The sequence below is a fragment of the Rhizobium sp. SVR5-9E genome (assembly GCF_056755095.1).
In genome coordinates, this window is record NZ_JBNDHS010000024.1 from 25,760 (window position 1) to 48,070 (window position 22,311).

The following is a 22,311-nucleotide window of genomic DNA, read 5'->3' on the forward strand; positions in this document are numbered from 1 at the left end:
ACCTTGTGTTTGAATCGCGCGCGCAATTGAAGCAGCCCACCCTCCGGTCGGCTGCTATGCCCTCCTATTGGTCTACAATGAAGCCGTCATGGTGGGGCCGCACAAGGATGGGGCGATCGACCTTAGGTGAGGACGCGAGCGCCCTCTCGCGGAGCTCGATTCCGAGACCTGGCCCTTGCGGTATCGAAAGGAAACCATCCTGTGGTGCTGGCAGCCCTTCGAATAAAGCGGCAGCTGGCAGATCGGTGTTTCCGTGGATGCCGGTCGAGGATGACGGGTACTCCTGGATCGCGACGTTCGGGACATTCGCATCGAGCTGCAACTCAGCCGCCAGGTTAAGCGGCGACAGCGGATTGTGCGGGATGATGTCCATGTCATTGGCTTCGGCGAGCGCAGCAATCTTCTTGGCGCCCGTGATACCGCCGCAGAGGCCGATGGACGGACGAAGGAATTGGACGCCTCTTCTTGCTACCAGCGTCTGGAACATCTGCAAGCTGAAGTAGCGCTCACCGGTTGCGATCGGTACAGAGATATGATCGGCAACCCACGCCATGGCATCCTGGCTGCTCGGCTTGAGCGGATCCTCGAAGAACATGGGACGATAGGGTTCGATCTCGCGGGCGAATGTGATCGCCTCGGCGACCGTCAATCGTCGGTGCAATTCGATGCAGAGGTCGACATCAGGCCCGAGTGCTTCTCGAAGCGAAGCGATGACCGCAACCGCGTCGTCTATCTTGCGGGCGTGGGGCTTGAAATAGCGGTTATAGTCCTCGTCGAGGAAGGGGTTGAGGTGGCCGAGTGCCGTGAAGCCCTGAGATTTACGGAGCAGTGCCTCGGAAATCATCTCCTTTGGTGTCTTCGCCTTGACGTGGCCATACAGACGGATCTTGTCCCTTACAGAGCCGCCGAGCAGGTCCGAGATCGGAACACCGAGAGACTTGCCCTTGATATCCCACAGGGCGATGTCGATGGCGGAGATGGCGCCCATGATTGCGGCGCCGGTGAAATGACTTGCACGCTGCAGTGCGTTCCAGTGGTGCTCGATCTGCCGGGCATCGCGGCCAACCAAATACTCGCCGCACTTCACGATCGCGGCGGCGCTGGCCTCGAGGTGTCCCCACGCGCCGGATTCTCCTATGCCGGTCGTCCCGTCTTCAGTGGTGATCTGAACAAAAAGGTACTTGTCTACAAAGCTCGGTACAACTGACTTAATTTTCATGGCCCACCAACTTTCTGTTGGACCATTTTTCGGGTGGCTCGCCCCGACTTTCAATTCGTAGTTCCCTAAACCACCCTTTCCAGATTTTGAACGGTCGGGCCGAGGCCAACAGCCTTGCTGGAGCGACGAAAAAGAGGCAGCGATCAGAACGCAGCCTTACCGTTTTTCGAAGCCAGAATAACATCTTTGAACGACCGAGCTGCGCTCGTCATCAGGTCTTCGCGGTACCAGATTTTTATCTGGCGATCCGCCCAATCCTCTTCGATTGGGAGGCAGACGGTTCCAAGCTTCCTGGCGTACGGCTTGGCCATGAGCTCTGACATAATGCCAATTCCCAAATTTGCGGCGATCATGCTTCGCATCACGTCAAACGACTGCACGGCCCGATACCTCAAGGTTTGTCGCCGTTCGGCGGCCTGCTGAACCAGGAAAGCGCACAGTGCGCTCTGCGGTCCTAGGGTCACATGGTCGAATTGCAGCATCTCTTCGAAATTGGCTCGACGCTGTCTGGCCAATGGGTGGTCAGCGGGGACCATCGCGACGAGCTTTACGTCCTGGAAAGAATCCGAGGACATGCCGATTGGCGCGTCAAACACCGAGATCGTGAGACCGAGGTCTGCCCGTCCGCTTTCGATTTCGGGAACAATCGACCAGCCGTTCACCTCTTTGAGATCGACGGTGACGTCGCGGTACGTGGCCGAATATCTGGCGACGATGTCTGCGAGGCCGCCCACGATTGCAGACTGTGTGGCGATGATGCGGACCTGACCGCGTTTCCCTGCTGCAAACTCCTTCATGGCTTGCGAGGCGATGTTCAGCCGGTGCATCACGGATTGAATGTGGACGGCCAATTCCTCGCCGGCGGGCGTTGCCGTCACCCCGCGAGCATGTCGTTCAAAGAGCGTGACCCCAAAGAGATGTTCCAGGTCCTGAATGCGCTTTGTAACTGCCGGCAAAGCGATGTGGGATTTTTCGGCGGCGCGCGTCAGGCTTCCTTCCTGGTGGGCAATGAGAAACAGCCGAGCAGATTCCAGATCAAGTCCACGCATATAGTCTAAACGGGCCGTAGTCGCCTTTATCTCCATTGTGGGAAGGAACCGAAGAACAGCATAACCAATTTAGGGACGGTGACAACATAAGACGCCCAGGACAGCCACCCCTATACCCTCGCGAAATGTCCCTCGGACACCTGGCGTAGTGGCGTGCTGTCGGCGACGTAGCCGAGAGGCCGCAGCGCGTTTCTTGGTTCCGTCGTATCCAGAGTGCGATTGGCTGACCTTCGTTCTGGGTCGGGTAAGGGCACGGCCTCTAGGAGCATACGTGTATAGGGATGAGCCGGAGCGGCGAAGACCTTTTCGCGCGGCCCTATCTCTACAATTTCTCCTAGATACATCACGGCAACACGGTGGCTGATTCGCTCAACGACAGCCATGTCGTGTGAGATGAAGACGAAGGCCAAACCGAGCTCTCTCTGTAGGTCCATCAATAGATTGATGACTTGCGCCTTGACGGAAACATCGAGCGCAGAAACAGACTCATCCGCAACGATGACCTTCGGAGATAACGCCAGGGCTCGGGCGATGCAGATGCGCTGCCTCTGACCTCCCGAGAATTGATGCGGAAGGCGGCTTGCCATGCTCGCGTTCAGACCAACACGTTCGAGCAGCACACTCACCAACTGGCGCGCGTCGGCACGACCGCCGAGCTTATGAGTGAGGTACGGCTCTGCGATCGCGTCCCCGACGGTACGCCGCGGACTAAGGCTTGCAAAAGGATCCTGAAAAATCATCTGGATGTCGCGCCGCGCATCGCGCAGTTCGTTCCCCGACATCGACATAAGCTCCCGACCGGAGAGGACGACACTTCCGCCAGAAGGCTTCACGAGCCGCATCAGGCCGCGGCCGGTCGTTGACTTGCCGCAGCCGGACTCCCCCACGATGGATAATGTTTCCCCGGGGAAAAGATCGAAGGAGACATTTTCAACGGCATGCACGCGGCTCGAAACCTTCCGAAACCACCCGCCCCTGATGTCGAAGCGAACGCAAAGGTCTTTCACCTTGAGAACCGGCCCGTCGGATTTCCGGATAGTGTCGACGGGTTTGTCCGCCTCACTATGCTCGCCAGTTGTCGCATTAATCATCTGGAATTTCAGTGGCTGCGAGACACCCTGCATCGAACCCAGCTGCGGAACGGCATTGAGCAGCATTCTGGTATAGGGGTGCTCGGCACTCCTGAATATTCTGCTCGTCGAGCCCGTCTCGACGATGTCGCCCCGCAGCATGACGGCCATCCGATCGGCAACTTCTGCGACCACGCCCATGTCGTGGGTAATAAAGATGACCGACATTCGCTCCTCTTCCTGGATCTCCTTGATCAGGTTGAGGATTTGGGCTTGGATTGTGACGTCGAGAGCTGTAGTCGGCTCGTCGGCGATCAGGAGCTGTGGCCGACAGGCGAGCGCCATGGCGATCATGACGCGCTGTCGCATCCCGCCTGAAAAATTGTGCGGATATTCATCGTACCGAGTGCTTGCGGCAGGGATCCTCACGCGATCCATCAGTCGCAAAGCTTCCTTTTTGATATCTTGGAGCGATGTCGATGTATTGTGAAGCGCTATCGCTTCGGCGATCTGCTTTCCGATCGGAAGAACAGGATTAAGGCTCGTCATTGCTTCCTGAAAGATCATTGAGATCTCGTTCCCGCGAACCTCGCGCATGCTATCCTCGCTGAGTGCAAGCAAGTTGCGCCCGCCGAGTTGCACCTCGCCTTCTACACGCGCACTTTCCGAAGAGAGCAGTTGCATGATCGAATAGCCGGTCACACTTTTTCCCGAACCGGATTCCCCTACGAGCGCCAATGTTTCCCCGGCCGCCACCTCGAAGGAAACCCCTTTCACGACCTCCAGCCACTGGCCATTTTGGTGAAAGGACGTACGCAGGTTCCGGACCGCAAGCGTTTGCTTGCCCGTGAGTTCGTGTTCAAGTTTTGATTTTTCTTGAGTCATAGCGCTCATCTGCATTGACCATCCTCCCATTTCTCGCCCCGAAGACGTCGCGATAGTCATCTTTCGCTCGAATTCGGATCAAGCATGTCACGCGCGGCATCGCCGATCAGATTGATCGAAAGCACGATCGTTGTGATGGCAAAACCGGCCCCAATGATCGGCCACGGCGATCCGAAGACGTTACCAAGCCCCTCGCGGATGATATTGCCCCAGCTCGGATTGGGCGGCTGCGTCCCAATTCCAAGGAAACTCAATGCCGCTTCGAGCCGAATGGCTGATGCGATCCACAAGGTCCAAAGAAGGACAATCGAGGCGCCAATGTTCGGGATAACGTGCCGGATGATGATAATCGGCATCTTCACGCCAATTGCGATCGAGGCTTCGATGTAGGGTTCTTGCCGGACTGAGAGAGTCGAAGCTCTCGCAACTCGCGCAAATCCGGGAACGAAGGCAATCGTCAACACCAGGACCACATTCCAAAAGCCTCCGCCGAGTGCTGCCGAAACGATGATGGCTAGCAGCAGTTCGGGGAATGCCATTAGAAGATCGATCATTTTCGAAACGACGCGATCGACTACGCCTCCAAAATAGCCGGCGAGAACTCCTAGTGTCGTGCCGATTACCGCCGCACAGGCCGGCGCAATAAGTCCAAACAGCAGGGAGGTGCGCGAACCGTAGATCAGCCGAGAAAGCACATCACGGCCGAACTGGTCGGTTCCGAGCCAGTATTGCGAAGAGGGATATTTGTTAATTGACAGGAAGCTTTGTTTAAGCGGGTCGTAGGGCGCGATCCACGGTGCGAAGGCCGCCATCGCAAAGAAAAGAAGAACCACCACAAGCGCAATCATTGTCGAAACACGGCGGAAAAACAGGCGTTTAACGAGACTTAGCGTGCCGTGGTTGGAGGCCGGTGCGGAAGAAAGGTCGATAGCGGCCATTGCTTAACTCCGGATACGTGGATCGATGACGGTGTAGACCAGATCGACCAGCAAATTGATGAGAACCACGAGGAGAGCGAAGACGACCACGGCACCCTGGATCAAGGGATAGTCGCGCTCGGCAATCGCCTTGATCAGGGTTGAGCCGAGTCCTGGCCGATCAAAGACGAGTTCCACCGCGACCGCGCCAGATAGCGTAGCCAAAAGGCTTAGCCCGAGCCCTGTGACGATCGGAAGAAGGGCATTCCGAAGCGCATGCTTGTAGATCACGGTCCTCGGTGGAGCGCCCTTTGCGCGAGCTGTGCGGACATAGTCCTTTGAAAGAACTTCCAAGAGTGACGTGCGGGTCAATCTGCCCAGAAACGCTATCTTGAGCACAGCCAATGTTACAGCTGGCAACACGAGGTGGTAGAGTTGATCGACGACCCCCTCGCCGCCTCCGTTAATCGGGAAGAGTTTGAGATTGAGCGCGAAAACGATCAACAGAATTGCACCGAGATAGAAGTCCGGGATCGCATATCCGATCAGTGAGAAGATGCGCATACCCTGATCCGGCAAACGGTTCTTACGCACGGCCGCCCAAACGCCAAACGGCAATCCCACGATGAGCCCGATCAATGTCGCGCCGAACGCAAGAGCCACGGTGTAAGGCAGATTATGAGCGATCAGTACGGCTACCCGTTCTTTGGAGATCAGCGAGGCACCAAAATCAAAAGTCACGACATCCCATAGAAACGTGAAATATTGCTGCCAGAGGGGCGCAGCGAGCCCGGTCTGTTCCCGGAACAGCGCGAGCTGTTCCGGGGTCGCGAAGTCGCCCAGTGCCACCAAAGCCGGATCGCCTGGAAGGATGCGCAACGCGATAAAGACAAGCGTGAGCACAAGCCAGAGCGTTGGAATTGCATCCAGCAGCTTGTTGATGATGAGACTGGGCATGCTGCCTCCTATGCCTGAACAACTTTGGCATGGCGCAGAGGCCAGTACGGCGTGCCGGCCTCCACCTTGAAGCCGAGATCGACGCGGGGGTTGCGGGCAATCACGTAGGAAAGTGTGATGATGCCAAGACCAGGCAGATCTGTAAGGATCTGCTTTTCCATTTCCTTCACGATCTCGACGCGTTTCGCAAAGTCGGGCTCTGCGTTGGCCTTGCTCATCAGATCGTCAATTCCGGGGATCGCAACTCCGTAATGGCTGTAATTGGTAAGACCGCTGCCATCGGCCTTCACGTCCCCCGTCTTCAAAAGCAGGTCACCGATTGGCGCCGTCGGGACCGGCGGATAGCTCAAGGAGGACAGGATGAGACTGTTCTTGTCCTTGCGGTTGTCCGCGTGGAAGGTCGCATGATCGATGATTTTCAGATCGAGATTGATGTTCACCGCGCGCAGCTGCTCCTGGATCATGAGCATGATCGAGGCGTAATCCTCGCGTTGGCTAACGAAACAAGGGATCGTCAAGCCGCTGGCAAAGCCCGCTTCCTTGAGCAGGGCAATCGCCTTTTCAGGGTCGTATTTATACTGCAGCTCAGCTGGCAGTTCGTCCTGTTTCACAGACCCCGGAAATTGCGGCGCGATAATGCCGACCATTGGGACAGCGATGTTGCCAAAGGCGGCTGCGATCGCGGTGGCGTCAATGGCATAGCGAATTGCCTGGCGGACCTTGATATTGGCGAGCGGTCCTCTGTTGAGGTTGATGTGGAGGGTGTTGAAGCTACCGGGCGCCGTCGCATCGAAGATTGTATTCGCGTTCTGCTGACGCATGGAATCATTCCAGCCCGGCGCGCGCACACCTTCGATCATATCGACGTCGCCAGATGCGAATGCCAGCGTTCTTGCGGTCGTGTCGGCGATGAAGCGAACCCGAAGGTTTGGCGTGGCCGCCTGGCCATCATAGTAGTCCTTGAAGGCGGTCAGGAGCAGGCCGGCATTGCTGTCGAGGCTCGTAAACTCATATGGTCCCGTTCCGACCGGATCGGTGTTGAACTTCTCGTCTCCCTTTTCCTCGAACGCCTTCTTGCTCAAGATGGAGGCGCTGAGGTCGGATACACATGTGCCGTTGAGCAGCGGATCTGGATCCTTTAGCTTGATCACGACCGTGTTCGGGTCGGTCGCCTCAACGCTCAAAATGTTGCGATAGTACGACTTGGCTTTGGTGCTGATTTTTGGATCGAGGTGGCGACTGAACGTGAAGACCACGTCGTCCGCGGTCATCTCTCCATAGTCTTTGTGAAACTTCACGCCGCTACGCAGCTTGTAAGTCCAGGTCTTGGCGTCCTCAGAACTCGTCCAGCTTTCAGCAAGGGCGGGCTCAAACTCCTCGGGCTTCACCGCCCATTTTCCATCGGGACGCTTCACCAACGTGTCGTACAGCTGGGAGATGACCCAGTTGTCCGCACCGGTCGAAGAAATCAGTTGTGGGCTCATCCCGTTTGAGGAGCGAGCCGCGAAAGCGCAAGTGATCGTATCGTTTTTTGACTGTGCGGCGGCTTGGAAGCCAACGCCGGAAAGAGCCGCGAATGCGGTGCCTGCCGCAGTTGTTACCAATAGTTGTCTGCGTGTAATGCTCATGGAAATCCTCCCAGTTTGTCCATTAGATTGCAATCGATAGGCGTCTTGCCTGCATTTCCTTCTCATCGAACTGAAGCCCGAGACCCGGGCGATCAGGCACTTCAAAGCAGCCGTCGACGGGCTGAGACGGATTTACGAAGACCGGCGCGCCGCGTTCCCACTTGTCCGCGAGCTCGACAGGCTTCGCGAGATGCAGGAGGGTGCTCAGCACGTGGATGTTGGCCAGGTGACCGACGACCGGTTGCGTTTGATGCGGGACGAGTTCTACGCCATGGGCTCGCGCCAGCGCGGCGCATTGCATCATTCCTGTGACGCCGCCCATCTTCACGATATCCGGCTGCACCATCCGCACGCCGGCTTCGATCAGTTCCTTCAAACCCTGCAGGGTATAGGTCTGCTCGCCCGCCGACACGGTGATGTCGAGCCGTTGCGCGACTTCACCCATCGCTTTCACGTTGTAGTGCTGGACAGGCTCCTCGAACCACGAGTAGCCGAGGTCTTCCAAGGCTCGGCCAACGCGCATGGCACCATTGACCGAGTAGCCATTATTTGCGTCAAAACCGATCATGAAGCCGTCGCCCAGAAGTTTCCGCACGGCCGCGGCCTTCCGGATATCTCCTGCGATGTCGACGTCCTGCCGGGTGCGGTCGCCGTCCCAACGGATTTTGACCGCGGCCGGCTTTTCGGTCTCCACTCGCCGCGCGACGTCTCTGACAACCTCGTCTACGGTCTTCGCGGCATTCCCACCAACCGAGCTGTAGCAAGGAAGCGTTTTCGTCCATGCCCCGCCGAGTAGTTTGTAGAGGGGCTTCTGAAGCGCTTTTCCCTTCAGATCCCACATGGCGATATCGATCGCGGCGAGCGCGCCGGTCACGATGCCTTCCGGACCGAGCTTGATGCACTTATGAAGAAGGCGATCGATCAGCACCGCATGATCGAACACATCTTGCCCGACCAACTCTGGCGCCATTTCGCGCGCGATGACCGCAAGGGAAGCATGGCCTCCATGCATCGGCGAAGCTTCGCCTATGCCGAACAGGCCATCTTCGGTGTCGATACGAACGAATGCGCTTTTGGGCATCCAGCCAGAACCATTTCCCATGGTGAGCTGGAAAACATCAACGCTCGAAATTTTCATTTTGCCTCCTCCGAAAAGAAACCGGTGCCACCCTCCTCGCAGCACCGGTTTGTTGCTGCTATGCCTGTATTGGGATTGCGCGCTTGCGCTCCTTGAGGACACTCTCGTCCAGTTCGATCCCAAGTCCTGGCCCCGACGGAACGAGGAACTTTCCGTTGCGCTTCACGAGCGGTTTCTTCAGAAGCGTCTGCATCAACTCGGTGTTCCGCTCGGCGGGGTCGTTCCACTCGACCGGTTTTGAGGCGTGCATCTTGCAGGCCATAAGATGTAGGTTGGCAGCATGGCCAACCGCCGGCTGCGTCTGATGTGGGACAATTTCCGCGCCGTGCGCGTAGGCGATAGCCATGCACTTCATCAGGCCGGTGATGCCGCCCATTTTTATCGGATCGCACTGGATGACCCGAACGCCGGACTTGATGAGCTCAACAACGCCCTGGAGTGTATAAGTCTGCTCCCCTGCCGTCACCAGGATGTCCAGCCGGCGAGCTACCTCTCCCATGGACTCGACGTGGTAGTGTTGAACCGGTTCCTCAAACCACGAATAGCCAAGGTCTTCCAAGGTTCGGCCGACCTTGACCGCGCCGGCGACCGAATAGCCGTTGTTCGCATCGAACCCGAGAGGGAACTGGTCACCTACAAGCTTCCTGACAGCCTTCGCCTTGGCGATATCATTGGCGATGTCGGCATCAATGCAGGTGCGGTCGCCATCGAAGCGAATCTTCAAGGCGGACGGCGTGTCGCGCGTCAGTCGTTTCTCCACTTCGCGCACGACCTCGTCCACCGTGCGATGGGCGTTTTGACCGAGAGAGGTGTAGAACGGGATCTCCGTTCGCCATGCCCCGCCCAACAGCTGGTAGATCGGCTGATTGAATATCTTGCCTTTGATGTCCCAAAGAGCGATGTCGATGGCGGCGAGTGCGCTCGTTAAGTTCCCCTCAGGCCCCATCTTGATGTAGCGATGCAGCAGCCTGTCCGTCAGTACGGCGTGATCCAGTGGGTTCTTGCCTACCAGCTCCTGGGCAAGCGTGTTGGCAATAATACCCAGGACATGCATGCCACCGTGCATCGGGGTGCATTCACCATAGCCAGTGACGCCGTCGTCCGTTACGATTTTTACGAAGCTGGTGCGCTTGGCAGGCGTATCGTCATCCCAGGCTAGTTGAAACGCTTCTACTTCAGCAATTCGCATTATTTCCTCCCTCACCAACTTGCTGCGATGTACTTGGTCTCACAGAATTCAAGGATCCCGTGATGAGCCCCTTCGCGTCCGAGACCACTTTGTTTAGTGCCGCCAAAAGGCGCCGCAGGGTCCGAAACGAGACCGCGGTTCAATCCAACCATGCCGCTATCCATGCGCTCAGACACACGCAGACCGCGGGCAAGATCTTTGGTGTAGACATACGAGATCAGCCCATATTCAGTGCCGTTTGCGAGTTCGACCACTTCGTCTTCCGTGGTGAAGGTTGTGATCGCGGCAACAGGGCCGAATATTTCCTCTGATGAGATTTCCGAGTCCGATGGAACATCCGAAAGAACAGTCGGAGCAAAGTAGAAGCCTTGGCGCTCGAGCGGATCGCCGCCGGTAAGCACTATTGCCCCCCTCGCCTTAGCATCCCCAACAAGACCAGCAATTCTCTCGACCGCTTTCGGATTGATCAGCGGCCCGCATTGGGCGCTCGCGTCGTAACCGGCTGCGACCTTCATCGAACCCATGCGCTCGGCCAGGCGTGTCGAAAACTCCTTCGCAATGCCGGACTGCACGTAGAAACGGTTGGCGGCGGTGCAGGCCTCACCACCGTTGCGCATCTTGGCAATCATGGCGCCTTCGATCGCCGCATCGAGGTCGGCGTCGTCGAAAACAATGAAAGGCGCATTGCCGCCAAGCTCCATCGAGCATGACACAACCGTGTTGGCAGCTTCGCGCAGAAGAACCCGACCAACTTCGGTGGAGCCCGTAAAGGAGAGTTTGCGGACGCGCGCGTCGTTCAACATGGAACTTACGGCAGGTCCTGACTTCGATGTGGTGATGACGTTGACGACACCAGCCGGCACGCCAGCCTCAGCGTATAGGTTCGCAAGGACAAGTGCCGTTAGCGGCGTTTCAGTGGCGGGTTTCAGGACGCAGGTGCATCCTGCGGCAAGCGCGGGAGCGATCTTACGAGTGGCCATCGCAGCCGGGAAGTTCCAAGGCGTGACGAGCACCGAAACGCCGATTGGCTGATGCTCAACGATGATTTTGTTGGCGCCACTCGGAGCCGTGGAGATTTCGCCATTAAGGCGAACGGCCTCCTCGGAAAACCAGCGGAAGAACTCTGCGGCATAGCCGACCTCACCATGGGCATCGCTGAGCGTCTTGCCGTTTTCAAGACTGATGAGTTCTGCCAGCATATCCTTGCGCTCAATCATCAGTTCGAAACAGCGACGCAGGATATCCGAGCGTTTGCGAGGTGCTGTTGCGGCCCATCCGCTGGCGGCCTTGTGGGCGGCAGCCACCGCCTCCATGGAATCCTGGACAGTCGCATCAGCTACGGCGACAATGACATCGCCGGTCGATGGATCGAGCACGTCGATCGTGTTCCCCTCCCCTCCAGAGCGCCACTGGCCGTCAATAAAGAGGCCGGTCGGAAGCGAGGCGATGTCGAAGCTCACCATCGGAGACACTTTTGCAGCAACGTTCATTTCAGCTAGCCTTTCTTTGATCAGCACTGGCCTTGAGAGCCGACCTGTCTCCGGCGAAGGCCGCTCCGACAAGCGTCTTCATGGCCGCCACATCCAAAGGACGTGGGTTGTTCTTGATGAGACGGGCAATTCCGAGCGACTGCGTAACGATTGCTGGAAGCTGGTCACCCGTGATCCCGAGATCTTTTAGGGAGGACGGAATACCGACGGCCGCGAAGAGATCAGCAACTGCGTCAATCGTTGCATCGGCAGCGAGTTCCGCCGGTCCTTCCGGCAGCGAAATTCCCAATGCGCGGCCGACCTCGACGAGCTCTGGAGCGCACCAGTCGCGATTGATCTGCATGACATAAGGCATCATCAGGGCGACACCGGTGCCATGCGGCGTATGGGTCATTGCGCCGACCGGATACTGTACGGCATGAGCGGCAGCCGTTCCGGCGGTGCCGAACGCAAGACCGGCGGACATCGCGCCGAACATCAGGCGCTCGCGGGCCACGATGTCGTTGCCGTTTTCGAAAGCAGCCCGCAGGCTCGCGCCGATATGTTGTATCGCCAGCAGGGCGTAGTGATCGCTGAAGGCATTCTTTCCGAGAAAAACATGCTCATGGACGAGGTCAGCCCCAGGCTCGCGTCTGGCTGTGGTGAAGGCTTCAATGGCATGCGTCAGCGCGTCCGCGCCAGAAACAGCGGTCAGAGAAGGCGGGCAGGTGAATGTGAGTTCGGGGTCGCAAATAGCGGTATCCGAAATAAGATACGGGCTCGCGATGCCGATTTTCAAAGCCCTGTCCGGATCGGTCAGAACGGCTACTGGTGTCACTTCCGACCCCGTGCCTGATGTCGTCGGGAGTGAGATCAGAGGCAGGGTTGGCCCCGGCACCATGAACTCGCCATAGTAATCAGACGCCTTTCCGCCATGAGCCAGAAGCAGCGAGATCACCTTTGCAGCATCAAGGCAACTACCGCCGCCGATGCCAATCACGAAGTCCGCACCGAAGGACCCCCCGTCCGCTACCCCTGCTGTGATGCATTCGACCGGTAGCTCCGCGACAACGCCGGGGAAGACTTTGACCGTGATGCCCGCCGCGGTAACTGCGTCAATAAGGTCTCTGAATGTCCGATCCGCTGCGAGACGCTCATCTGTGACAACAAGCGCCCTTTGCCCCATGCGCGATGCAAACTTCGGCAAGGAACTGCGCTGGCCGCTGCCGAACACGATGTTCCTCGGTGTGCGAATTGCCCCGAATAACGTCACCGAAACTCCTCCCACTAATTCAATCAGGCTGCTGCCGGTACGCCGGCGAGCCGCAATAGACTTTCGTAAATTTCACTGACGACCGGGATTCCCTCCCGTAAACGGCGATCACGACAGGCTCGGCCCCGCTCGCCTGGGATCAAAACAGCATCGAACCCCTCGGCAGGTTCCATGCCTCGGATGGCTTGCAGATAGGACTCGAGTTCGCGGCGCGGTCCCGGCATCACGATGAAGAGGTCACCTTTGTTGCAAATGTTCGTGTCGTCGAGCGTCCCTCGAACGTCGCGACCGATAGCGGATGCGGCAAGCCCGCTTACGAGCAGCTCAAACGCGAGACCGAGCGCGTATCCCTTCGCTTGGCCAAAAGGCGCGATCGCTCCATTTTTCGCGGCTTCGGCGTCCGTCGTGGGATTGCCGTTGCCGTCCAGAGCCCAGTGAGCGGGAATTTTTGCCTTTCGATTGGCATGATCGTGGATTTCGCCCATGGAGACCACACTCGTCGCAGTATCCATGACGAACGGACCGTTCACCGAAGGGACGCCTATCGCGATCGGATTTGTGCCGATCATCGCTTCGCGAGCGCCCCAAGGGTGAACGAGCGCCTCGCTCGTCGACAACGCGACTATCGAGTATCCCTTCGACGCAACGTACTCAGCGTACCAGGCGAGCATACCGATGTGATTTGAATTGGTGACTGCCGCAGCGGCGATACCCGTGCCGGGCGCCCGCTCCAACAGGGCATCGATTGCGCTCTTCGCAACGACCGGGCCGAGCCCTCGTTTCCCGTCAACAACCAGAAACGCGCTTGAGGCCCATTCGTGTTGCCCGGTCGCACGGGCGTTGGAAACCCCGTTGACAACCCTTGAGATGATGCGTGGAAGCCGAAGCACCCCATGCGATGAGACCCCGCGCAGCTCCGCCTCAAGCAGTACTTCCGCCTGTAACGAGGCATGCTCAACGGGAGCGCCGACGCGCACCAGGGCCGCTTCGGCAAGGCTTCTGAGAATTTTTGCTTCAACCACTTTCACGATATCAAATCCGATCGGATATTCGATTGATGTCTTCGAAGTTAATTGATATAACGACGACGTCAAGACAAAATTTTCGATGGACCACCAAATGAAGAGCAATCAAGAGATCGAAACAGAGCTGTTGCGCCGGCCTACAAGCCTCGGGAACGACGTGTACGAAGCGCTCTACGCGCAGCTAATGTCCCTGAAAATTCCGCCGGGCGGGCGTATTTCGGTCGATGGGCTCGTCCGATCACTTGGCGTGTCGCAAACACCGATAAGAGAGGCGCTCTCACGGCTCGAGGCCCAAGGACTTGTCGTGAAAACGCACCTAATCGGGTACAGCGCCGCTGAGCAATTGGACCGCGACCGACTCAATCAGCTCTATGAATTGAGACTGCTACTCGAACCCTTTGCCGCAGGTCGCCTCGCACGGAGACGTGACGCCCAAGCAATCAGCGAGCTACGCGCCCTGGACCAGGAAATGCGACGAGAAGACAAAGCTCAGTCTCGCGCCGCATATGGTGAGTTTGCGAAACGTGACGCCGAGTTTCACAACTTCATTGCAAGGTCTTGCGGCAACGAACTGGTTCACGAGAGCTTGCAGCGCCTTCACACACACGTCCACTTGTTCCGTTTGTACTTCCATGCTCGGGCCACGACGGACGCAAATCGTGAGCACGCAGAGATCGTCTCAGCAATCGAAGACGGCGATTCAGTTCGGGCTGAAGAAGCGATGCGAATCCATATCGAGCGCTCAAAAGCTCGGTTCGAAGATGCTTTCGAAGACAGTGGAGCAATGAAGTGACAAGACGGAAGTCCTGAGGATCGAAGCGGCGGTGTTGGCTGGGTTCGTGATGGCGCGGCAACCAGCCTTGACTGGTCGGGAGGTTGTCTTTTCTTGAAGCGGAGCCCAGGACCGGCAATGTTACGTCGGCCCGCACCAGAGAAGTCATTTGTGCGTGCCGTGCCTTGCTATTCCAGCGGTAGTCCTCGACGAGCCCGAGCATCAGGCAGCTAACCGGAATGCTCCGCTAAGCTTCGATATGGGAACGCCGGCCGGACTTCCGAGCGAGAAGGGTCGTCGATTCTTTCGCCCTCAAGGTGCATGTCACTCTCCGGTGTGCGGACGGAACGTCGCGCTTCGTCATTCGACGCGTGAGCAAATTCCAGCAGCCTTCGCTCAGGTCGCCGAGTCTGTTCAATCGTACTGACGTACGGTCGAAGGGCAGTCATCCCGCCGGAATCGTCGACGCCTAGGATTGATAGGTCGTTGGGGAACGCGAATTCCACCGCCGGATCGCTTTCGCAGCACCGAGCGTGGCGACAGGTTTTCCGGGGCGGAGAGTTCGTTGATGACGCTCAGTTCCTGATAGATGATGGATATTCCGGCCGCGTCGGCATCGGCCGGGGTCGTTCGCGGAAGGCCACATGCCCTCCGTCCCTATAGCCCGTTCGGGCAACATTTGCTGATATCGACTTGCAGCCGGACGCGTTGCTCAAGCCGCACTTTCCACGTCAGACGACTTGCTCAACGGACGTCTTCTGAAGCGGTACTTCAAGACCGTAACGTTCTGAACGCGGTCCTGATTTCTTCACTGAAGAGTTCGGGTTCCTCCCAAGCGGCGAAGTGTCCGCCCTTGGCAACCCGATTGTAGTAGACAAGCTCGGGATAGGCCTTGGAGAGCCATTTCTTCGGCGGCTTGTAGACTTCCCCTGGAAACACCGTGACTGCGACAGGCACTTTGATGGGGGTCAACTTCGCCATCGCGCCCACGTTCTCCCAGTAGATCCGGCCGCTCGAAGGGCCGGTGTTCGTCAGCCAGTAAAGCGTGATGTTGTCGAGGATGGCGTCTTTGCCAAGGGCCTTTTCCGGATCTCCGCGTGTGAACACCCAGTCTGCGATCTTGTCGTAGAGCCACGCTGCGAGACCGACAGGCGAATCCGCAAGGCCGTACCCAATCGTCTCCGGCCGCGTGCCCATGATGGCCGCATAGCCGAAGCCGTTGTTTAGGAAGTCGCGAGCTTCATTGAAGATCACTTTCTCTTCCGGAGACAGACTGTCGGGCGCGGGCGTGCCGTTCATCAAGGCCTGTGCGGCGTCCTGAGGAAACGTGGCCGCGCGCTCCACCCGGTTGACATGGATGCCCAGCAATCCTTGGGGCGCCTGTCGGCCTAGGGCGTCGCTGATGATCGCTCCCCAGTCGCCGCCCTGCGAGACGTAGCGCTCGTAGGAGAGGCGCTTCATCAGCGTGTCCCATGCAGCGGCGATACGCTGGGGATCCCAGCCCTTGTCCGTCGGCTTTCCGGAGAAACCGAAGCCGGGGATCGAGGGGATTACCAGATGAAACGCGTCGGCCGCCTTCCCGCCGTGTGCTGTGGGATCGGTAAGCGGGCCGATGACGTTCAGCAGCTCAAAGACCGATCCCGGCCAACCGTGAGTCATAATCAACGGCAGCGCGTTTTCGTGCTTCGATCGGACGTGAATGAAGTGGATGTCGACTCCGTCAATGTTCGTGAGGAACTGCGGAAAGGAGTTGAGCTTCCTTTCCGCCTTTCGCCAGTCGTAGGACGACTGCCAGTAGTCGGCCAGTTCTCTCAGCCTCTCGGGCTGAACACCCTGAGACCGATCGGTGACCGTTTCACCATCCGGCCACCGCGTCGCGGCCAGACGTTGCCGCAGGTCAACAAGTGCGGCCTCGGGAGCTTTGGCATTGAACGGGCGGATATCGCCGATGCCAGCCGGAACTACGTTGACGGCGTCCGCGGCGGCAGCCGCCAACGGGATAATGGCCTCCGAAAGTCCGATCGCTACGCTGCCGAACAGCAGGGAGCGCCGGGAAATGTGCATTCTTTGAGTTGACTGCTGGACTGTCATGACATGCATCCTTTGCGAACGACGCCTCCGGGACTCATTTGATCGGTTCGACGAGTGCGACGCCCTTGCTGACGATCAGAACGGCCGAGCAGCGCACGCATCTTTTCGAGCGGCTCGACTTTCTCCTCGACGTTTGTGATGGCGTTCATGTTAATTCGTCTTTCTGGTTCAGAGGTAAGATGCGCATTGGACACCAAGGGGCCAGTGGGACGCATCATTCCTCGGCTCCCCTCGCTACTGAACTAACCGTCGGCGCGAGGTGTCCGGCTGTGATCGACGGGAATCTAGGCCGCCGGGCACCTTTCCGGTATTTGGAGAAAATGAGAGCCACCCTCTCATTTCGAAGCACCGTATCGTCGATCAGTCCCGCGCGTGCGCGATCGAAGCTCTTCAACCGGCGACTATTCGCAAGGAACGAGAGGTGACGGCTTCGCGCTGATCAAACCCTACCAGCGCGCCATCGTGCCAACATTCAGCGACCTTTTGCTGGGGCGAAGCCACGGCTGGGGCAAAACGGCTCGGGGTCGAAAGCGAGGCAATAAATTTGTGGAAGCACTTGTCCGCTTAGGGTCTGATAGCTTACCGTTGGTGGCATCTGCTGCCGAATTCCGCAAAAGGTTCGGTTTCCAACGCATCCATTAAGTGGTTCGCGCGTTCTTCGCTGGACCCACGAAAGAGGAAACCAATGTCTTTCCCACGGCCACGATCAGAAAACCCGTCGCTGCGTTTCGAGGATGCGAAGTCCGCCGTACGAAATATCCTTCAAGAACTACTGGCGTCCGCCAACGAGGCCGGATGGGGCACTGAAGAGATCACCGTGGCCATCGTCGAGGCCGCGCAGGTTCTGAAAGAAGCCAACAACAAGGATTCCGATCCTGCCGACGATCCGTCGATCAGCAACGCCGCGACGGAACAGATCGGTCGCGGTGAACTCTACGACTGACAGCGACCTCAGGCGAAATCGCCGACTCGCCCTGTCTGAAGTCACGATCGGCTAGCCTTCTCCTACGGCGGGATGGCCCTCACGCTTCCGCGTGAAGGCGGCCGCCCGCATTTCGTTTCGAAAGGTTATGTGCCTCCTCAATGGCGGAGGTTTCGCTTGCAACAGGGCGCGCTTCGACCGCCAGGACAGTATTACCGTGATCGTCACCTTCGCGCAGGCGTCGTCCTCGAACTTAGAGCGAATGCGTTCAGCTTCTCATCGGTCGCCTCCAACGCTTGGTCAGTATGGGAGTTGCCAGTTCATCCGCAGTGTAAGAATGCGACGCTGCGGATTCGTCGCCGTGAAGGCACCGCAACCCGTGATAGAAAACGCCAATTCGCGAAACAAAAAGTTGACACCTCAGCCTCCGCGATGTAGTAGCGAGCATCGATACTTTGTTTGCCGATATTTGTTTTTGCTGCGCCTTGCGCTTCGTAACGAACTTCCCCTCTCAAAAGTCGAAAATACCCGCTGTGCGTCGCCCAGCGGTGATCAACGTTGCTATGAAAGGGTTTGTTATGACCGCTGGCACAGTTAAATGGTTCAATGCCACTAAAGGCTTCGGCTTCATTCAGCCCGACGACGGCAGTGCGGATGTGTTCGTTCACATCTCTGCTGTTGAGCGGGCCGGCATGAGCTCGATCGTCGAAGGACAGAAGCTGGGCTACGAGCTCGAGCGCGACCCGAAGTCGGGCAAGATGTCCGCAGGCCGGCTCCAGTCCGCGTGAGCTTAAGCCTATCATGACCGCGGATGTACCGGCATGGCGGGCACGAGTTGAAAAGGTCAGGCGTGTGCCTGGCCTTTTTTTGTAGTAAGGCCCAAACCGCGATGAATGCCCTTTTCTATTCCCGACTTGAAAATCCAACTAGGAAGACACGTTGAGACACCCGAGCGACAACGGCTTTGCCGAAAGACGGAATTCCGCAGCGGAAGCCAAAAAGCAGCTTCTGGCGAAGTTTGCGTCTGCCCCGAAATCGACCGATCCCGCGATGCGGGAACGACTTGCTGCACGCGAAGCTATTGCTGCCGCCAGAGAAGCACGTCGCGCCGAACGCGAAGCATCAAAGAAGGCGGAACACGAGCGTGTTCTGATAGAAGCGGCGGCACTGGCGGCTGCTGCGGAAGCCGACGAACGGGCCGAGGCAGAAGCCCGGCAGGCCGTAATCAACGATCGCATTTCTCGGGTCGTCGCCGATGAGGCGGCGCGCAAAGCGGAACGTGACCGTCGATACGCGGCACGCAAGGCCCGCAGAGGCTGATCGAATTCATGGAAGCTAGCGTCAACACGCCCACCGATTCTGCCGAAGATGTTCGAGCGTGGCTGAAGGTTCTCTCCGGATACCGCCAGCCTCGCATCGGGCGGAGTGGCTTTGAGCTTCTGGTTACGGTCGTCCCGTTCGCCGCGTTTTGGGCTTGCGCATCCATATCTCTCTCCCAAGGTTTCTGGCTCGGACTGCTATCGGTCGTTCCGGCATCCGCGTTTCTTCTGCGGCTGTTCATGATTCAGCACGATTGCGGACACGGCTCGTTCTTCGCCCGTCGGGGTCTCGACGATTGGACGGGGCGTGCCATCGGTGTTCTGACGCTGACCCCCTATGATTACTGGCGACGGGCCCATGCCGCCCACCACGCATCAGCAGGAAATCTCGACGAGCGGGGCACGGGCGACATCACCACGCTGACGATCGCTGAATATCGCTCCCTCCCGCGTTTGAAGCAGCTCGGCTACCGCCTCTACCGGCATCCGCTGGTGATGTTCGGCATCGGTCCCGCCTGGCTCTTCCTTTTCAAGCAGCGCTTACCCTTCGGAATGATGGGCGACGGTCCCATGCCGTGGATCTCCACCATGGCGACCAATCTCGCGATCGCAGCCCTGGCGCTCGCCATGATATGGTCCGTCGGACTTGTCCCGTTTCTCGCGATCCACCTGCCGATCGTGATGTTGGCGGGAGCGGCGGGTGTGTGGCTCTTCTACGTTCAGCATCAGTTCGAGGAAACTCACTGGTCGAAAGGCGACGAGTGGCGGTTTGCCGAAGCTGCACTTCACGGTGCGTCCCACTACGATCTGCCGCTGGTGCTCCGGTGGATCACCGGCAATATCGGCATCCACCACGTTCATCACCTGTCGAGCAGGATCCCGTACTACCGGCTTCCTGAAGTATTGCGAGACCACCCTCAACTGGCAGACATCGGCCGCATAACATTATGGGAGAGCCTGCGCTGTGTCAGGCTCGTGCTCTGGGATGAAACCAAGGGGAAGCTGATATCCTTCCGGGAAGCAGCGAACGCTTGATTCACGAAATCTGAGCAGACCGCGAATGCAAATCGCAGTGCGCCAAACTAATCATACCTCAAGGACCGAACATTGCAGACGATCACGCTTACGCCGACCCAGATCAGGGGCCTGAAACTTGCCAAGGATGGAGATCTGTTTCCCCAGGATGCCAAGAAATGGACCCATCTGAACGCCACCGTCACCTATGCGAAGACAGACAGGTTTAAGGAACGGCCGCGGAAGGTCAAATTTTTGACCACTGCGACTTTGGAAGAGTTGAAAGAATTCGGCTTTCTGCGAAGCCTCAACCCGGATTCCACGGATCAAGAAAACGGTCATGGTATTACGATGGCGGGTAAAATCTGGCTTCTGAAGAACATCTAGCCGTATCCCGCTGTGGGCTGCCAATGGCCGCCGTTACGCATACGCGACGGAAGTCCGATTTCGATCCGGACCAACCACACCCGCGCCCGGCTGTGCCCCGCCGCGCATTTGCCAGCCGGAACAGCACTCATCTGAAGCAAGCAATGCCCGCCAAGCGGCGGGCATTGCTCTTGTAGTGATCTGCAGGGCGTCCGTTGCTGCGCGTTCGTGGCGACCTACGGACCGTGCAGGTTATTGCTGCGACGGTGCTGGATTTCCCATCTTTTCTTGAACCTTCTTGGCCAAAGCAGGGTCGTTCTGCGCAGCCTTCAGAATCGATGTGTACTCCTCGACAGACATGTCCGGAGAGGCTTCAAGGGCCTTAACCATCTGCTCGCTGGCTTCGGCCTGCAGCTTTTGCTTCGCCCCTTCGTCCGACGTCGCCCCAATTTTGGCCGAATATTCCTGCCTGACCTTGTCGACTTGCAGATAGGCGACAGCAAAGGCCTCGAGTTTCTGATCGCTGACGGCCGCAGCCGCACCGTTGCCATCCGCCTGCCCTTGCATCGGCTGCTTCTGTTGTGCCTGGGCCACTTCCGATGCGGACGCCGGACTGAAAATCATCAAACTGAAGACCGCAGCGGTCAACGTTGCAAGGGGTGTATAACGAGTGATCATATTCATTCCTCTGTAACGTGATTTGATCGGCAGCAAGACCGCCTTGGTCAATCACTCAGCCATTAGAAGGCCGAGTGAGTTTGTGACGATGGGATGTTTAAGAGTGTTTCGTGCGGCGGCACCGCGGCCATTTGCTGACGATTGAGCGGCGGCTTTGTGTTTATCGACATGTCGGCAGGCGCGTCCCATTGCGGCGCTGCACTATCCGCCGCGGCCGTACTGAAGGATGAGGTGCTTAGGCTCCGTATGCGCCGACTGATTGTTTGCTCCAGGCTGACAGCCGGCGCGGAGTGCGCGCCGGCCGGAGTGCTACAGTGCTACGCCTTCACGAAGGCCAGTAAGTCAGGGTTCACTACATCGGCATGGGTGGTGCACATGCCGTGCGGGAAGTTCTTGTAGATCTTGAGGGTGCTGTTCTTGAGCAGCTTGGCGGAGAGCGGAGCTGAATCCGCGATCGGCACGATCTGATCGTCGTCGCCGTGCATAACCAGGGTGGGCACGTCGATGATTTTGAGGTCCTCGGTGAAGTCGGTCTCCGAAAACGCCTTGATGCCTGCATAGTGGGCATTGGCGGCACCCATCATGCCCTGCCGCCACCAGTTCTGGATGACCGCGGGAATTGGCGTCGCTCCGGGCCGGTTAAAGCTATAGAAGGGACCTGAGGGCAGATCGACATAGAACTGTGAGCGGTTAGCGGCGAGCGCGCTGCGAAGACCATCGAACACGTCGATCGGCAAGCCACCTGGATTCTTCTCGCTCTTGACCATAATGGGCGGCACCGCCCCGATGATGATCAACTTGGCGACGCGACCGGCCGGCTGCCCGTGACGGGCGACATAATGCGTCGCCTCCCCTCCACCCGTCGAATGGCCGATGTGGATCGCATTGCGCAAATCGAGGTGTTCGACGAGGGCGGCTACGTCCGCAGCGTAATGGTCCATGTCGTGGCCATTGCTGACCTGGGCTGATCGTCCATGGCCGCGCCGGTCGTGAGCGATGACGCGATAGCCGTGCTGGAGGAAGAAGAGCATCTGGTTGTCCCAATCGTCCGCGCTCAGCGGCCAGCCATGATGGAAGACAATCGGCTGGGCATCCTGCGGTCCCCAGTCCTTGTAGAAGATTTCGACGCCATCGCGTGTGGTGACTGTGGCCATTGTTTGAATCCTTTCGGAGGTAGTTGCGGTTGATTGGGCGACGGCAGAGAAGCTTGGAAGCATTGTCAATGCCGCCACTCCGAGACCGAACGCGAGAAGATCGCGTCGGACCGGATCAGGCGGTTCATGTGAAATCGTGTCTGTCATTAACAGCATTGAACTGACCAAGGAGCCGA

The 22,311-nt window shown here is 58.1% G+C and carries 20 protein-coding genes; 6 read left to right on the forward strand and 14 right to left on the reverse strand.

The window, feature by feature from the left end; all coding sequences use genetic code 11:
• Positions 1 to 64: 64 nt before the first annotated feature.
• From ACPYOJ_RS13780 to ACPYOJ_RS13830, 11 genes are all read right to left on the reverse strand, one after another.
• On the reverse strand, positions 65 to 1,219 hold the full coding sequence (locus tag ACPYOJ_RS13780) for a mandelate racemase/muconate lactonizing enzyme family protein (RefSeq protein ID WP_481416747.1): 1,155 nt from the start codon (positions 1,217 to 1,219) through the stop codon (positions 65 to 67).
• Between the two features lie 143 nt (positions 1,220 to 1,362).
• Positions 1,363 to 2,304: a LysR family transcriptional regulator gene (locus ACPYOJ_RS13785; protein WP_481416748.1), complete on the reverse strand. Its 942-nt coding sequence runs from the start codon at positions 2,302 to 2,304 to the stop codon at positions 1,363 to 1,365.
• A 74-nt stretch (positions 2,305 to 2,378) separates the two neighbouring features.
• Complete coding sequence (locus ACPYOJ_RS13790) at positions 2,379 to 4,223, reverse strand: ABC transporter ATP-binding protein (RefSeq protein WP_481416777.1); 1,845 nt, start codon at positions 4,221 to 4,223, stop codon at positions 2,379 to 2,381.
• A gap of 56 nt (positions 4,224 to 4,279) precedes the next feature.
• On the reverse strand, positions 4,280 to 5,161 hold the full coding sequence (locus ACPYOJ_RS13795) for an ABC transporter permease (protein WP_481416749.1): 882 nt from the start codon (positions 5,159 to 5,161) through the stop codon (positions 4,280 to 4,282).
• A 3-nt stretch (positions 5,162 to 5,164) separates the two neighbouring features.
• Positions 5,165 to 6,097, reverse strand: a complete 933-nt coding sequence (locus ACPYOJ_RS13800; RefSeq protein WP_481416750.1) for an ABC transporter permease — start codon at positions 6,095 to 6,097, stop codon at positions 5,165 to 5,167.
• An 8-nt stretch (positions 6,098 to 6,105) separates the two neighbouring features.
• Positions 6,106 to 7,725, reverse strand: a complete 1,620-nt coding sequence (locus tag ACPYOJ_RS13805; RefSeq protein ID WP_481416751.1) for an ABC transporter substrate-binding protein — start codon at positions 7,723 to 7,725, stop codon at positions 6,106 to 6,108.
• A 22-nt stretch (positions 7,726 to 7,747) separates the two neighbouring features.
• Positions 7,748 to 8,863, reverse strand: a complete 1,116-nt coding sequence (locus tag ACPYOJ_RS13810; protein WP_481416752.1) for a mandelate racemase/muconate lactonizing enzyme family protein — start codon at positions 8,861 to 8,863, stop codon at positions 7,748 to 7,750.
• Between the two features lie 58 nt (positions 8,864 to 8,921).
• On the reverse strand, positions 8,922 to 10,052 hold the full coding sequence (locus ACPYOJ_RS13815) for a mandelate racemase/muconate lactonizing enzyme family protein (RefSeq protein WP_481416753.1): 1,131 nt from the start codon (positions 10,050 to 10,052) through the stop codon (positions 8,922 to 8,924).
• An 11-nt stretch (positions 10,053 to 10,063) separates the two neighbouring features.
• Complete coding sequence (locus tag ACPYOJ_RS13820; RefSeq protein WP_481416754.1) at positions 10,064 to 11,542, reverse strand: NAD-dependent succinate-semialdehyde dehydrogenase; 1,479 nt, start codon at positions 11,540 to 11,542, stop codon at positions 10,064 to 10,066.
• Position 11,543: 1 nt separating this feature from the next.
• The gene (locus tag ACPYOJ_RS13825) at positions 11,544 to 12,794 is read right to left on the reverse strand and encodes an iron-containing alcohol dehydrogenase (RefSeq protein WP_481416755.1); all 1,251 of its coding nucleotides are present in this window, start codon (positions 12,792 to 12,794) and stop codon (positions 11,544 to 11,546) included.
• Positions 12,795 to 12,817: 23 nt separating this feature from the next.
• Entirely contained in the window at positions 12,818 to 13,822 is a 1,005-nt protein-coding gene (locus ACPYOJ_RS13830; RefSeq protein ID WP_481416756.1) for an Ldh family oxidoreductase, read from the reverse strand.
• 91 nt (positions 13,823 to 13,913) lie between these two features.
• Here ACPYOJ_RS13830 and ACPYOJ_RS13835 point away from each other — a divergent pair, with 91 nt between their 5' ends.
• Positions 13,914 to 14,612 carry a GntR family transcriptional regulator gene (locus ACPYOJ_RS13835; protein WP_481416757.1) on the forward strand — a complete coding sequence of 233 codons (699 nt, stop codon included), beginning with the start codon at positions 13,914 to 13,916 and terminating at the stop codon, positions 14,610 to 14,612.
• 750 nt (positions 14,613 to 15,362) lie between these two features.
• On the opposite strand, the gene ACPYOJ_RS13840 is transcribed toward ACPYOJ_RS13835, so the two are convergent.
• Positions 15,363 to 16,682: an epoxide hydrolase family protein gene (locus ACPYOJ_RS13840; RefSeq protein ID WP_481416758.1), complete on the reverse strand. Its 1,320-nt coding sequence runs from the start codon at positions 16,680 to 16,682 to the stop codon at positions 15,363 to 15,365.
• Positions 16,683 to 17,367: 685 nt separating this feature from the next.
• On the opposite strand from ACPYOJ_RS13840, the gene ACPYOJ_RS13845 reads away from it, so the two are divergent.
• The 5 genes from ACPYOJ_RS13845 (at position 17,368) to ACPYOJ_RS13865 (ending at position 20,324) form a co-directional block, all read left to right on the forward strand.
• Positions 17,368 to 17,625 carry a hypothetical protein gene (locus ACPYOJ_RS13845; protein ID WP_168834208.1) on the forward strand — a complete coding sequence of 86 codons (258 nt, stop codon included), beginning with the start codon at positions 17,368 to 17,370 and terminating at the stop codon, positions 17,623 to 17,625.
• Positions 17,626 to 18,182: 557 nt separating this feature from the next.
• The gene (locus ACPYOJ_RS13850) at positions 18,183 to 18,392 is read left to right on the forward strand and encodes a cold-shock protein (protein ID WP_168834216.1); all 210 of its coding nucleotides are present in this window, start codon (positions 18,183 to 18,185) and stop codon (positions 18,390 to 18,392) included.
• Between the two features lie 151 nt (positions 18,393 to 18,543).
• Positions 18,544 to 18,924 (forward strand): DUF6481 family protein, encoded by a 381-nt coding sequence (locus ACPYOJ_RS13855; protein WP_481416759.1) that lies wholly within the window; start codon positions 18,544 to 18,546, stop codon positions 18,922 to 18,924.
• A gap of 8 nt (positions 18,925 to 18,932) precedes the next feature.
• The gene (locus ACPYOJ_RS13860; protein ID WP_481416760.1) at positions 18,933 to 19,958 is read left to right on the forward strand and encodes a fatty acid desaturase; all 1,026 of its coding nucleotides are present in this window, start codon (positions 18,933 to 18,935) and stop codon (positions 19,956 to 19,958) included.
• 72 nt (positions 19,959 to 20,030) lie between these two features.
• Complete coding sequence (locus ACPYOJ_RS13865) at positions 20,031 to 20,324, forward strand: hypothetical protein (RefSeq protein WP_205927458.1); 294 nt, start codon at positions 20,031 to 20,033, stop codon at positions 20,322 to 20,324.
• Positions 20,325 to 20,555: 231 nt separating this feature from the next.
• On the opposite strand, the gene ACPYOJ_RS13870 is transcribed toward ACPYOJ_RS13865, so the two are convergent.
• Positions 20,556 to 20,987, reverse strand: a complete 432-nt coding sequence (locus ACPYOJ_RS13870) for a DUF4168 domain-containing protein (RefSeq protein ID WP_481416778.1) — start codon at positions 20,985 to 20,987, stop codon at positions 20,556 to 20,558.
• A 311-nt stretch (positions 20,988 to 21,298) separates the two neighbouring features.
• Positions 21,299 to 22,135, reverse strand: coding sequence for an alpha/beta fold hydrolase (locus ACPYOJ_RS13875; protein WP_481416761.1), 837 nt, complete (start codon positions 22,133 to 22,135; stop codon positions 21,299 to 21,301).
• Between the last annotated feature and the right edge of the window lie 176 nt (positions 22,136 to 22,311).

What these genes read in the sequence shown, in the direction of transcription:
- ACPYOJ_RS13785 (WP_481416748.1), bottom strand. Translation starts at nt 2,304, where the DNA reads ATGGAGATAAAGGCGACTACGGCCCGTTTAGACTATATGCGTGGACTT.
- ACPYOJ_RS13850 (WP_168834216.1), top strand. Translation starts at nt 18,183, where the DNA reads ATGACCGCTGGCACAGTTAAATGGTTCAATGCCACTAAAGGCTTCGGC.
- ACPYOJ_RS13805 (WP_481416751.1), bottom strand. Translation starts at nt 7,725, where the DNA reads ATGAGCATTACACGCAGACAACTATTGGTAACAACTGCGGCAGGCACC.
- ACPYOJ_RS13795 (WP_481416749.1), bottom strand. Translation starts at nt 5,161, where the DNA reads ATGGCCGCTATCGACCTTTCTTCCGCACCGGCCTCCAACCACGGCACG.
- ACPYOJ_RS13875 (WP_481416761.1), bottom strand. Translation starts at nt 22,135, where the DNA reads ATGGCCACAGTCACCACACGCGATGGCGTCGAAATCTTCTACAAGGAC.
- ACPYOJ_RS13860 (WP_481416760.1), top strand. Translation starts at nt 18,933, where the DNA reads ATGGAAGCTAGCGTCAACACGCCCACCGATTCTGCCGAAGATGTTCGA.
- ACPYOJ_RS13780 (WP_481416747.1), bottom strand. Translation starts at nt 1,219, where the DNA reads ATGAAAATTAAGTCAGTTGTACCGAGCTTTGTAGACAAGTACCTTTTT.
- ACPYOJ_RS13815 (WP_481416753.1), bottom strand. Translation starts at nt 10,052, where the DNA reads ATGCGAATTGCTGAAGTAGAAGCGTTTCAACTAGCCTGGGATGACGAT.
- ACPYOJ_RS13870 (WP_481416778.1), bottom strand. Translation starts at nt 20,987, where the DNA reads ATGAATATGATCACTCGTTATACACCCCTTGCAACGTTGACCGCTGCG.
- ACPYOJ_RS13790 (WP_481416777.1), bottom strand. Translation starts at nt 4,223, where the DNA reads ATGACTCAAGAAAAATCAAAACTTGAACACGAACTCACGGGCAAGCAA.
- ACPYOJ_RS13845 (WP_168834208.1), top strand. Translation starts at nt 17,368, where the DNA reads ATGTCTTTCCCACGGCCACGATCAGAAAACCCGTCGCTGCGTTTCGAG.
- ACPYOJ_RS13835 (WP_481416757.1), top strand. Translation starts at nt 13,914, where the DNA reads ATGAAGAGCAATCAAGAGATCGAAACAGAGCTGTTGCGCCGGCCTACA.
- ACPYOJ_RS13820 (WP_481416754.1), bottom strand. Translation starts at nt 11,542, where the DNA reads ATGAACGTTGCTGCAAAAGTGTCTCCGATGGTGAGCTTCGACATCGCC.
- ACPYOJ_RS13810 (WP_481416752.1), bottom strand. Translation starts at nt 8,863, where the DNA reads ATGAAAATTTCGAGCGTTGATGTTTTCCAGCTCACCATGGGAAATGGT.
- ACPYOJ_RS13840 (WP_481416758.1), bottom strand. Translation starts at nt 16,682, where the DNA reads ATGACAGTCCAGCAGTCAACTCAAAGAATGCACATTTCCCGGCGCTCC.
- ACPYOJ_RS13800 (WP_481416750.1), bottom strand. Translation starts at nt 6,097, where the DNA reads ATGCCCAGTCTCATCATCAACAAGCTGCTGGATGCAATTCCAACGCTC.